The organism is Thiocystis violacea, from assembly GCF_016583575.1.
Taxonomy (GTDB): Bacteria; Pseudomonadota; Gammaproteobacteria; order Chromatiales; family Chromatiaceae; genus Thiocystis; species Thiocystis violacea.
The window spans coordinates 1-11,483 of the sequence record NZ_NRRG01000055.1; the positions used below are offsets into that span (position 1 = coordinate 1).

14 protein-coding genes are annotated in these 11,483 nt (G+C 64.9%); 9 read left to right on the plus strand and 5 right to left on the minus strand.

Annotated features, from left to right (window positions below; genetic code table 11):
- From CKO27_RS19630 to CKO27_RS19665, 8 genes are all read left to right on the plus strand, one after another.
- Nucleotides 1-508, plus strand: a 508-nt coding sequence (locus tag CKO27_RS19630; RefSeq protein ID WP_276570189.1) for a DNA polymerase III subunit gamma/tau C-terminal domain-containing protein, incomplete at its 5' end; no start/stop codon positions are given.
- Nucleotides 509-645: 137 nt separating this feature from the next.
- Entirely contained in the window at nucleotides 646-969 is a 324-nt protein-coding gene (locus CKO27_RS19635) for a YbaB/EbfC family nucleoid-associated protein (RefSeq protein WP_200376616.1), read from the plus strand.
- A gap of 14 nt (nucleotides 970-983) precedes the next feature.
- The gene (gene recR / locus CKO27_RS19640) at nucleotides 984-1,580 is read left to right on the plus strand and encodes a recombination mediator RecR (protein WP_200376617.1); all 597 of its coding nucleotides are present in this window, start codon (nucleotides 984-986) and stop codon (nucleotides 1,578-1,580) included.
- A gap of 62 nt (nucleotides 1,581-1,642) precedes the next feature.
- The gene (locus tag CKO27_RS19645; RefSeq protein ID WP_200376618.1) at nucleotides 1,643-1,987 is read left to right on the plus strand and encodes a histidine triad nucleotide-binding protein; all 345 of its coding nucleotides are present in this window, start codon (nucleotides 1,643-1,645) and stop codon (nucleotides 1,985-1,987) included.
- A 181-nt stretch (nucleotides 1,988-2,168) separates the two neighbouring features.
- Nucleotides 2,169-2,963 (plus strand): septum site-determining protein MinC, encoded by a 795-nt coding sequence (minC, locus tag CKO27_RS19650; protein WP_200376619.1) that lies wholly within the window; start codon nucleotides 2,169-2,171, stop codon nucleotides 2,961-2,963.
- A gap of 51 nt (nucleotides 2,964-3,014) precedes the next feature.
- Nucleotides 3,015-3,824: a septum site-determining protein MinD gene (gene minD, locus CKO27_RS19655; RefSeq protein ID WP_200376620.1), complete on the plus strand. Its 810-nt coding sequence runs from the start codon at nucleotides 3,015-3,017 to the stop codon at nucleotides 3,822-3,824.
- A 3-nt stretch (nucleotides 3,825-3,827) separates the two neighbouring features.
- A complete protein-coding gene (minE, locus tag CKO27_RS19660) occupies nucleotides 3,828-4,100 on the plus strand; it encodes a cell division topological specificity factor MinE (RefSeq protein ID WP_200376621.1) in 273 nt (90 codons plus the stop codon).
- A gap of 133 nt (nucleotides 4,101-4,233) precedes the next feature.
- Nucleotides 4,234-6,891, plus strand: coding sequence for an EAL domain-containing protein (locus CKO27_RS19665; RefSeq protein ID WP_200376622.1), 2,658 nt, complete (start codon nucleotides 4,234-4,236; stop codon nucleotides 6,889-6,891).
- A 22-nt stretch (nucleotides 6,892-6,913) separates the two neighbouring features.
- Here CKO27_RS19665 and dapE read toward each other — a convergent pair whose 3' ends face one another.
- From dapE to dapC, 4 genes are all read right to left on the minus strand, one after another.
- A complete protein-coding gene (dapE, locus tag CKO27_RS19670; RefSeq protein ID WP_200376623.1) occupies nucleotides 6,914-8,047 on the minus strand; it encodes a succinyl-diaminopimelate desuccinylase in 1,134 nt (377 codons plus the stop codon).
- Nucleotides 8,044-8,391 carry an ArsC family reductase gene (locus CKO27_RS19675; RefSeq protein WP_200376624.1) on the minus strand — a complete coding sequence of 116 codons (348 nt, stop codon included), beginning with the start codon at nucleotides 8,389-8,391 and terminating at the stop codon, nucleotides 8,044-8,046. The genes dapE and CKO27_RS19675 overlap by 4 nt, the downstream gene beginning before the upstream one ends.
- Nucleotides 8,391-9,212: a 2,3,4,5-tetrahydropyridine-2,6-dicarboxylate N-succinyltransferase gene (dapD, locus tag CKO27_RS19680; protein WP_200376625.1), complete on the minus strand. Its 822-nt coding sequence runs from the start codon at nucleotides 9,210-9,212 to the stop codon at nucleotides 8,391-8,393. The genes CKO27_RS19675 and dapD overlap by 1 nt, the downstream gene beginning before the upstream one ends.
- Nucleotides 9,213-9,307: 95 nt before the next feature.
- Nucleotides 9,308-10,522, minus strand: a complete 1,215-nt coding sequence (gene dapC, locus CKO27_RS19685; RefSeq protein ID WP_200376626.1) for a succinyldiaminopimelate transaminase — start codon at nucleotides 10,520-10,522, stop codon at nucleotides 9,308-9,310.
- Between the two features lie 115 nt (nucleotides 10,523-10,637).
- On the opposite strand from dapC, the gene CKO27_RS19690 reads away from it, so the two are divergent.
- Nucleotides 10,638-11,006, plus strand: coding sequence for a VOC family protein (locus CKO27_RS19690; RefSeq protein ID WP_200376627.1), 369 nt, complete (start codon nucleotides 10,638-10,640; stop codon nucleotides 11,004-11,006).
- Between the two features lie 50 nt (nucleotides 11,007-11,056).
- On the opposite strand, the gene CKO27_RS19695 is transcribed toward CKO27_RS19690, so the two are convergent.
- Nucleotides 11,057-11,455, minus strand: coding sequence for a hypothetical protein (locus CKO27_RS19695; protein WP_200376628.1), 399 nt, complete (start codon nucleotides 11,453-11,455; stop codon nucleotides 11,057-11,059).
- Between the last annotated feature and the right edge of the window lie 28 nt (nucleotides 11,456-11,483).

Consider the following 11,483-nt stretch of genomic DNA (forward strand, 5'->3'; position numbering starts at 1 on the left):
GCCGGCGGCCAGCGCGCTGGCCGCGGCGCGTCTGGATCTCGATGAGCCGAGCGCCCCCGCTCGGCCAGAGGCCCGGACCGGTCCGCCGCCCGAGCCGCCAGCCCGCGCGGGCGTTCCAGTGCTCGAAAGCGCCGCCGACTGGCCGCGTCTCGCCGCGCGTCTCACGGTTGGCGGTATTGCCAGCCAACTCGCCCACAACTGCGGTTTTTCCCACTACGGCGACGGACGACTCACACTCACGCTGGATCCCGCCGCCGAGCACTTGCGGGCCCCGAGCGCGCTGTCGCGACTGCAGGCCGCCCTGGAGCAGGCCCTCGGAGAACCCCTCAAGCTGGAGATCCAGGTCGATCGGCCCCGACAGGAGACCCTGGCGCAGCGCCGCTCCCGTGAGGCCGATGAGCGGCAGCGGGTCGCCCTGGATACCATGCGGGAGGATCCGGTCGCGCACGCGCTGCAAGAGGGCCTCGAGGCCGATTGGGTTCCGGGGAGCATCCGTTCCGCGGACTAGCGCGGCCACTTCCACGTCGGGCCGTAATGATCGACGGGACGAATTCAGGCATGGCCAGACCCGCGTGGGTCGCGGCGATGCGAGTACGAGCGCCCGGATTCCGGGCGTTTCGGATCATCACCAAGAGGTAGATCGATATGAAGGCCGGACTCGGTGGTCTGCTCAAGCAGGCGCAGAAGATGCAGGAAGAGATGCAGCAGGCACAGGCACGCCTCGCTCAGGAAGAGGTCGTCGGCGAGGCCGGCGGTGGCCTGGTCAAGGTGACCATGACCGGTCAGCACCAGGTCAAGCGGGTCGAGATCGACCCCTCGCTCATGGGCGACGACAAGGAAATGCTGGAGGATCTGCTGACTGCGGCCATCAACGCGGCGACCCAGCGTATCGCGGAGAAGGTCAAGGAAAACATGACCGAGTTGACCGCCGGGATCCCCTTGCCGCCCGGCATGAAGCTGCCCTTCTAGGGGCGCGGACGGCCGTGGGTGAGCGCTCGCTGCTGAATCAGTTGATCGATGCCCTGCGGTGCCTGCCGGGTGTCGGTCCCAAGTCGGCGCAGCGCATTGCCTTTTATCTTCTGGAGCGGGATCGGGACGGTGGCTCGCGGCTCGCGCGCATCATGGCGGACGCCATGACCCGAATCGGGCGCTGTTCACGCTGCCGGACGCTGACCGAGAGCGAACTCTGCGAGCTGTGCGCCAATCCGAATCGCGATGACGCCTTGCTCTGCGTGGTCGAGCAGCCGTCGGAGGTGGTCGCCATCGAGCAGGCCACCGACTACCGGGGACGTTATTTCGTGCTGGGCGGGCGGCTCTCGCCCCTGGATGGCATCGGTCCGGATGAACTGGGGCTCGCGGCCCTGGAATCCCGGCTGCGGGACGAGCGCCTCCGCGAGGTGATCCTGGCGATCAGCCCCACCGTCGAGGGCGGCGCCACGGCGCATTTCATCGGTGATCGCGCCGCGCGTCATGGGGTCAAGATCACGCGCATCGCCCACGGTGTCCCGTTGGGCGGTGAGCTGGAGTATGTGGACGGTGGAACCCTGGCGCTGGCCTTCGCCGGACGCCGCGACCTCTGAGCGGCCGGTGGGCCGTCGGGGATTCATTGAATGTCAGTATGACCAGGGGGAGTGACGAGCCTATGTCGGACACCATTTTCGGCCGGATCGCCTCGGGGGAGCTGTCCGCGGACATCGTTCACGAGGATGAGGACTTGGTTGTCTTCCGGGATCTCAGTCCCCAGGCGCCGACGCACTTGCTGGTGATTCCGCGCAAGCCGATTCCGACCCTCGATGACGCGGGTCCCGAGGATGCGGAGTTGCTGGGAAAATTGCTGCTGGCCGCCGCCAGGGTCGCGGCCCAGGAAGGGATCGCCGAGACTGGATACCGGACCGTCATCAATTGCAACGCCGGAGCCGGTCAAACGGTGTTTCATCTCCACCTGCATGTGCTTGGCGGACGCCCCTTGCGCTGGCCGCCGGGGTGACCGGATCCATGGTTGGTCACGGGGACCGGACCCTCGGTCCTGGCCGGGGTGCTTTGATGAAGTCAGAACAACCGTTAGCATGATCGGACGACGGACGGGCGTCCGTCTTACATCGTCGAAGGCTGGATGTGAATCGAATACATCAGGAGATCAAGAGCGGTCGCCGCTCGAGTTCAACGACATGGCAGTGAATCCGAATCCCCGAAAAACCGATCCAGATGGATCCAGATCCTTCGAACTGAAGGCGGCGAGCTTTACCCTGCCCATCATTCGGCTGCTCGATGCCAATGTCGAGGCCGTCGCGGCCCGGCTTGGGGCCAAGGTTGAAAAGGCGCCCGACTTCTTTCGCAATACACCAGTCGTGATCGATCTCAGCGATCTGCCCTCGGGTGTCGGCGCGATCGAATTTCCGCTGCTCGTCGGCCTGCTGCGTGGCTATGGAATGATTCCCTTCGGTGTGCGCGGCGGCAACCGGGAGCAGAATGCCGCCGCGGAGGCGCTCGAACTGGCGGTCCTGCGTGAGTCCTACGTGCGTCGGGGCAAGTCCGCGAACGAGACGTCGACGAAGGAAATCGACATGGAGGTTTCGCCCACTCCGCCCAGGGAGGCGGCCTCGTCGACGCCGGCGCCACCAGCCCGGCGGCCTGGCCAGGGGTTCATGCTGATCAACAGGCCGGTGCGCTCCGGGCAACGGGTTTATGCCTCGGGTGGGGATCTGTCGATCGTCGCGGCCGTCAGTTCGGGCGCGGAGTTGATGGCGGATGGCAATATCCACGTCTATGGGCCGTTGCGCGGGCGCGCGCTGGCCGGGATGAATGGTAATCTGGAGGCACGCATTTTCTGCCAGGACCTCCAGGCGGAGTTGGTTTCGATCGCTGGACACTACCGTGTCAGCGAAGGCATTCCCACTGAACTGCGCGGTGTTCCGGTCCAGATCTTCCTGGATCAGAAAATTCTGCGAATCGAGAAACTTTGACGGTCTCCAGAGCCGGGAAACGGAATAGATCCCTTTAAGGAGGGTGTGACTTTGGCGAGAATTATCGTGATTACCTCGGGCAAGGGTGGGGTCGGCAAGACGACCACGTCCGCCGCGCTAGCCATGGGGTTGGCTCAACGAGGCAAGCGCACCGTGGTCATTGACTTCGACGTGGGGCTGCGCAACCTGGATCTCATCATGGGTTGCGAGCGTCGCGTCGTCTACGATTTCATCAATGTCATCAACGGAGAGGCCAACCTCAATCAGGCGTTGATCCGCGACAAGCGCTGCGACAATCTTTATGTGCTTCCCGCCTCCCAGACGCGCGATAAGGATGCCCTGACGAAGGAGGGCGTCGAGCAGGTTCTGGTCGAGCTGTCGCACAATCATGATTTCATCGTCTGCGACTCGCCCGCCGGTATCGAGCATGGCGCCACCATGGCGATGTATTTTGCCGATGACGCCATCGTCGTCACCAACCCGGAGGTGTCCTCGGTTCGGGATTCCGACCGCATGCTTGGCATTCTCTCCAGCCGCTCGCGGCGCGCCGAGAATAACGAGGAGCCCATTCGCGAGTATTTGCTCCTGACCCGTTACGATCCGCTGCGTGTCGTCAACGGCGAAATGCTGAGTGTCGAGGACGTCCAGGAAATTCTGTCGCTCAAGCTGCTGGGCGTGGTTCCGGAATCGAAAGCGGTCCTGACGTCATCCAACTCGGGTATTCCAGTCATTCTCGACCGCGAGAGCGACGCCGGGCAGGCCTACAGCGACATGGTGTCGCGTTACCTGGGTGATGAGGTGCCGCACCGGTTCCTGCATCCGGAGAAAAAAGGCTTTCTGAGTCGCTTATTCAGAGGGTGAACCATGGGATTGCTCGATTATTTTCTCTCCTCGCGCCCCAAGGGCAGCGCGAATGTGGCCAAGGAGCGGCTACAGATCCTGGTGGCCCATGATCGCGCCACGCGCGATCAGCCATCCTATCTGCCCCAACTCCAGCAGGAGATCCTGGCGGTGATCCGCAAGTACGTCGACGTGGACATGAGCGCGGTCTCCGTGAACTACGAACAGGGCGACTCGCACGAGATCCTGGAGCTCAATATCATCCTTCCGGACGCGGTCCACCATCATCAGGCCTGACAGGCGAATAGATCCGGCGGGGGCCGAGGTCGGCTGACGGCGTGAGCGCTCTGTATTGACACGATCGGAACAGTCGCGGTTCGGGCGCCGAACCAAATCCGAATCAGGGATAGCAAGGAGGTATCCGACTCCCGTGAACGCGAGGGAACTGCGAGCCGAAAAACTTCGATTCCTCTATGGCGGATCGCCGGCGGTGCTCGGTGTGAGCGGGCTGGCGGCCTTGATTCTGGTCGTGGTGCATTGGGGGCTGCTCCCCGCGCCCTGGCTGATCGCCTGGCTGGTGATGCACACGCTCATCCTGGTTGGGCGGATCTTCCTGGTGCTCGCCTATCGTCATCATCCGGGCCGCGTCGCTGAACTGACGTGGCTGCGATTTTTCCGGCTCGCGACACTCGTCGGAGGCTTGAGCTGGGGTCTGGCCGGGGTCATTCTCTCGCGGTCCGGGGAGCCGGTTTATCAGGCGTTCGTCGCCTTCAGTCTGGCCGGAATCAACGCGGGTGCGATCACCGCCCTGGCGGTCGATCGGCTGTCCACGCTGCTGTTCGTGGTTCCCTCGCTGTTCCCGCTGGCGGCCAGCTTCATCCTCGATCCAGATCCGCTGGCCTTGGTCATGGGCTTGATCGTTCTGCTGTTTCTTGCGTTTCTCATCATCATGGTCACGCGCATGGAGGCCTATTTGCGCGAAAACGTCTGTCTGCGTCTCGTCGCCGAGAAGCAACGGGGCGAGATCGAGGCCAATGAGATGCGCTGGCGCATCGTGGCGGAAGGTTGCGGTCTGGGCCTTTGGGATTGGGATCTGGAAACGGATCGGGTTGTGTATTCGGGTCGCTGGAAATCCATGCTGGGCGATCGAGAGCCGGCGTCGGGCCTGGCGATCGCCGAGTGGAAGAGCCTGGTCCATCCCGAGGATCTGCCGGCCGTGCGGCTCATGCTTGAGCGGCATTTCAGCGGCGAAACGCCATTCTACGAGGTGGAGCATCGGGTTCGGGGTTGGGACGGGCGTTATACCTGGGTGCTCGACCAGGGACGCCTGATCGAGCGACGTCCGGATGGATCGCCGAAACGCATGATCGGTGTCGATATGGATATCACCGAGCGTAAGTTGGCCGAAACGGAGTTACGGATTGCCGCCAGCGTCTTCGAGAGCCAGGAAGGCGTGATTGTCACGGATGCCCACGAGGTCATCCTGCGGGTCAATCAAGCCTTCACGCGGATGACGGGTTATGCGAGCGAGGATGTGGTCGGAAAGACCCCGCGCCTGCTGAAATCCGGACGCCACGGCCCCGACTTCTATGCCGCCATGTGGGCGAGCATTCAAGACTCCGGCTCCTGGAAGGGCGAGATCTGGAACCGGCGCAAGAGCGGCGAGATCTATCCCGAGTGGCTCGGTATCACGGCCATCCGGGGCGACGGGGACGGAGTCACGCATTACGTGGCGACCCTGCATGACATCACCGAGCGCAAGGCGGCGGAGCAGGCCATTCAACACCTGGCCTTCTATGATGCCCTCACGGGGCTACCCAATCGGCGGCTCCTGCTCGATCGCTTGAGTCATGGACAGATCGTCAGCGAACGCTCGGGTCATTGCGGGGCCTTGCTGTTCATCGATCTGGATCGTTTCAAGGACCTCAATGATAGCCTCGGTCACATGGTGGGGGATCTGCTGCTCCAGCAAGTCGCTCGTCGTCTGAGCCGCGTCGTGCGGGACGTGGACACGGTCGCGCGGCTGGGAGGCGACGAGTTCGTGATCATGCTCGAGGATTTGAGCGAGGACGAGCGCGAGGCCAGGCGTCAAGCGGAAGATGTCGGCGCCAAGATCCTGGGGGCGCTCTCGGCCCCCTATCAACTGGCGGAGCATCAGCATCGGAGCACCCCGAGCATCGGCGTCGTTCTCTTTCGCGGTCCTGATCCGACATCCGAGGATCTGATCGCGCGGGCGGATCTGGCCATGTATCGGGCCAAGCAGTCGGGGCGTAACAACCTCTGTTTCTTCGAGCGGGAGATGCAGGTATCGGTGGATGATCGCTCGGCCTTGAGGGACGAGCTTCGTCGCGGCATCGGGCGGAAGCAGTTCACCTTGCACTATCAGCCGCAGGTGGATCGCGACGGTCGCATCCGGGGCGCCGAGGCCCTGCTGCGCTGGGCCAACCCCCTGCGCGCCGGGGTCTTGCCCAATGAGTTCATCCCGTTGGCGGAGGAATCGGGGCTCATTCTGCCCCTGGGCTACTGGGTTCTGCGGGAGGCCTGTTCTCAATTGGAGGCTTGGTCGGGCGATCCGGATACGCGGCGTCTCACGCTCTCGGTCAATATCAGTGCCCGTCAATTCCGCGACCCCAACTTCATCAAGGAGCTGAGGGACATTTTGCGCCAATCCGGCGCCGATCCGAGACGCTTGCGGTTGGAAGTCAACGAAGGTCTGCTGCGGCGGGAGCCCGCGTTCGTGAGCGAGCGTCTGGCGGAACTCAAGGCGATCGGTCTCGGATTGAGCCTGGACAATTTCGGAACGGGCTATTCGTCGTTGACCAAGCTCAGGGATCTCCCGTTCGACCAGTTGAAACTGGGCCAGCCCCTGGTGTGTGACTTGCCCCTTGACCTCGGGATGACCGCGATCGCCGCCAGCCTGATCGACGTGGGGCATGCGCTTGGTCTTGAGGTGCTGGCCTCCGGAGTCGAGACCGAGGCGCAGCGATCCTTCCTGCACGCGCACGCCTGCGATGCCTTCCAGGGCTATCTGTTTGACCGCCCGCTCGCGCGACAGGAACTGACCGAGCGGCTGCGGCCATCCTCCTGATCCCGCTGTTCGATCCTGGCGATCAGGCTGGTGCCAGCAGCCCTTGCAGCAACTGCCCGAAAATGTGGCTGAGTTGGTCCAACTCCTCCACACCCACGCATTCGTTGGCCTGGTGGATGGTGGCGTTGAGCGGACCCAACTCCACCACCTGCGCCCCGGTGGGCGCGATGAAGCGTCCATCCGAGGTGCCTCCTCCCGTCGAAAGCTGGGTCTCGACCCCGGTCACCGCGCGGATGGCCGCGCGGGCGGCCTCGACCAGCTCGCCGGCCGGTGTCAGGAAGGGATGTCCGGACAGACGCCAACGGATGTCGTAGGCGAAATCGCCCCTGTCGAGGATCCGCTGGACACGGTGCTTGATGGTCTCGGGATCCAGCTCGGTGGAGAAGCGCAGGTTGAACTGGGCCTCGAGCCGCCCAGGAATGACGTTGTCGGCGCCCGTGCCCATGTTGAGGTTGGCGATCTGAAAACTGGTCGGCGGGAAGTGGTCGTTGCCCGCGTCCCAGACCTCCTCGCACAGGGCCGCGAGCGCGCGGGCGCCGGCATGGAAGGGATTCTTGGCCAGATGCGGATAGGCGACATGGCCCTGCTTGCCGTGGATCGTCAGGAATCCCGAAAGGCTCCCGCGGCGGCCGTTCTTGATCGAATCGCCCAGGCGCTCGCGGCTGGATGGCTCGCCGACCAGGGCGTAATCGATCGTCTCGCCCCGTTGCTGGAGCCGTTCGATGACCTTGACCGTCCCCTCGATCGAGGGGCCTTCCTCGTCGCTGGTGACGAGGAAGGCGATCGAGCCCCGATGATCCGGATGTTCCGCCACGAAGGCTTCGACCGCCGTGATCATGGCGGCGAGCGAGCCCTTCATGTCGGCGGCCCCGCGACCGTAGAGCCGCCCATCGCGGATGGTGGGAGCGAAGGGGTCGGAATCCCATTGGTCGAGCGGTCCGGTCGGAACCACGTCCGTGTGTCCCGCGAAACAGAAGACCGGCGCGGCGGTTCCGCGCCGCGCCCAGAGGTTGGTCACCTCGCCGAAGGGCATGGGCTCGATGCGAAAGCCCAGGGCGGCCAGGCGCTCGGCCATGAGCGCCTGGCAGCCCTGGTCATCGGGTGTCAGCGAGGGGCGACGGATGAGGTCGCAGGCCAGTTCCAGGGTGGGGCTCATCCGCGGAACAACTCCTCGTACTCGGCCTCGGAAAAGCCAAGGTGACGTGAATCGCCTCGATCGAGCAGCGGGCGTCGGATGATCGAGGGCGATTCCAGCATGACCCGGATCGCGCCCTCGCGGTCCATTCCCTCGCGAACCGCGTCCGGCAGCTTGCGCCAGGTGGCGCCGCGACGGTTGATCAGGGCCTCCCATCCAAGCTCCTCGACCCAGGCGCGCAGGCGCTCCTCGTCGAGTCCCAGCTTTTTGTAGTCATGAAAGCCGTAAGCGATCCCGCGTTCGTCGAGCCAGCGGCGCGCCTTCTTCATGGTGTCGCAGTTGGGGATGCCGTAGAGCGTCGTCATCAGATGTCGCGCAGCAGCTCGTTGATGCCGACCTTGCCGCGCGTGCGTGCGTCGACCTGCTTGATGATGACCGCGCAATAGAGGCTGTGACTGCCGTCCTTCGCCGGCAGATTGCCCGAGACCACCACGGCGCCGGGCGGGATGCGCCCGTAACTGATCTCGCCGGTCTCGCGGTTGTAGATCTTGGTGCTCTGGCCGATGTAGACGCCCATGGAAACGACCGCGCCCTCGCCGACGATGACCCCTTCGACGATCTCCGAGCGCGCGCCGATGAAGCAGTTGTCCTCGATGATGGTCGGTGCGGCCTGCACCGGCTCCAGCACGCCGCCGATGCCGACACCGCCGGACAGATGGACATTCTTGCCGATCTGGGCGCAGGAACCGACCGTGGCCCAGGTGTCGACCATGGTGCCGGAATCCACATAGGCGCCGATGTTCACGTAGGAGGGCATGAGCACGCAGCTCGGGGCGATGTAGGAGCCTCGGCGCGCGGTCGCGGGCGGCACGATGCGCACGCCGCCCTCGCGGAACTCGCGCGAGTTGGTGTCGGCGTACTTGGAGGCGACCTTGTCGTAATAGTTGGTGAAGCCGCCCTTGATGAACCAGTTGTCCTCGATCCGGAAGGACAGCAGCACCGCCTTCTTGATCCACTCGTTGACGACCCAGTCGCCGTCGCGCTTCTCGGCCACGCGCAGCTCGCCCTTGTCCAGCCGCTCGATGACGTCCTGCACCGCGTCGCGGACATGGGTCTCGACGTTGCGGGGGGTGATCTCGGCGCGTCGCTCGAACGCCTCGGTGATGATGCCTTGCTGATCGCTCATGCTGTGCTGTACCTGTTAGGTGCTGGGGCGAGCCCCATGGAAGAACGGGAATGCGCCGATGGACGGGTTTATCGGCCGGGGCGTCGCGCGGTGTCCTACAGACGCGCGATCAAGCCCCGGATTCGACGGGCGGCGTCGACGCATTCGTCCAGTGGCGGAACCAGGGCCAGGCGGATCCGGTTCGCACCCGGATCCTGACCATCGATCTCGCGCGAGAGATAGCGTCCCGGCAGGACGGTGACGTTTTCCTCCGCGAACAGCCGACGCGCGAACTCGGTGTCCGCGATGGGCGTCTCCGGCCAGAGGAAAAATCCGGCCGCCGGCATGTCCAGGCGCATGACATCGCCCAGGATCTCACGCACGGCCGCGAATTTCTCGCGATAGAGCCGACGATTCTCGCGGACATGCGACTCGTCGCGCCAGGCCGCGAGGCTGGCGTGCTGCGTCGGCAGTGACATGGCGCAGCCGTGATAGGTCCGATAGGCGAGGAAGCCGGACACCAGCGCCGCGTCGCCCGCGACGAACCCGGAGCGCAGACCGGGTGCGTTGGAGCGCTTGGACAGGCTATGAAAAACGAGACAGCGATCGAATCCATCGTTGCCCATGACGGCCGCCGCCTGAAGCAGTCCGGGTGGCGGAGTGGTTTCGTCCAGATGGATGTCGCCGTAGCATTCGTCCGAGGCGATGACGAAATCGTGCCGGTGCGCCAGTTCGATCAGATGGGTCAGGGTCGACTCGTCGAAGACGGCGCCGGTCGGGTTTCCGGGCGAACAGATGTAGAGGAGCTGGCAGCGCTCCCAGGTGGCCGGATCCACGGCCTCGAAATCCGGGACGAAGCCGTTCTCGGGCCGGCAGGCGAGATAGCCTGGCTCGGCCCAGGCCAGCAGGGCCGCGCCCTCGTAGATCTGATAGCAAGGATTCGGCATCAGCACCAGGGGCGCGCGGGAAGGGTCGACAACCGCTTGGGCGAAGGCGAACAGGGCCTCGCGCGTGCCATTGACCGGCAGGATCTGGCGTTCCGGGTCGATCGCGAAGGGGCGGCTCGTGCCCGACGCGGTGGGTTGGAAGCGCCGCCGCAGCCACTCGGCGATGGCCTCGCGCAACTCGGGTAGTCCTCGCGTGGTGGGGTAGACCGAGAGCAGGTGCAGATGCGCGATGAGCGCCTCGGCGATCAGGGCGGGTGTCGGATGCCTGGGCTCGCCGATGTGCAGGCCGATCGGATCCAGATGGCTCGGCGGCTGGATTCCCTGCTTGAGCGCCGCGAGCTTTTCGAAGGGGTAGGACTGGAGTCGGCCGAGGTCCGGGTTCATGGCGTCTTTGGGATCCGAAAGGGGGCATCGCCCGTTGGGCGCGGTTGGGACGCGCGAACGAAGCGGTCTAGTATAGGTCAAGGTGGGCGGCTGGCTCCACGTCGAGGAGGTGTGTATGCAACTGATTCGCGAGATTCATCATGCGAGCCTGATCGTCGCCGACACGGCCGAGGCGTTGCGCTTCTATCAAGGGATCCTCGGCCTTGAGGTTCTGGGCGACCGGCCGGCGTTGTCCTTTCCCGGCGCCTGGCTCGCGGTCGGGACAGGTCAGATCCATCTGTTGGAACTGCCCAACCCGGATCCGGTCGAGAACCGCCCCCCGCACGCGGGCCGGGATCGTCACCTGGCCCTGAAGGTCTCGTCGCTCGATGCCCTGATCGTCCGGCTGGATGCCGCCGGATGGCCCCACGGCATGAGCCGTTCCGGGAGACCGGCGCTTTTCTGCCGCGATCCGGACGGCAACGGGCTCGAATTCATGGAGTGAGGGGCGCGCGAGCGAATCCGCGCCGTGGCGGGAGGATTCGCCACGGTCGATCAGAAGCCTCTGAAATACCAGAGATTGTTCCAGCCCGGCGGGGTGACCGCCGGGCCGCCTGGCCGCGCGCGCTCTGCCTGTTCCTCGGGTGACCTGGGATCGACCGGCATTGGTATCGGGAGCGGTCCGGGTCCAAGGTCGCGAAAGAGTTCCCGGTCTCTCTCGATGCGTTCCTGGCGCTCCGCCCGGCGGCGACGCACGTCCTCTTCCCAGGCTTCCTGCCGCGCCGCGCCGCGCGGATGATTGATCCGTCGCCGCTGTTCGTGGATCGCGCGCGCCGCCGCTCGCTCTGCCTCCCAAGCCTCGCGTTGGGCTCGGACCTCATCCAGCCATGGGTCGGGGCCGTCCGGGTGAGGCTGTCCAACTGGCGCCGGAGGCGCGGCATTGGAGGCGATCATGTCCGACTCGGTGGCGGGGAGGCCGCCC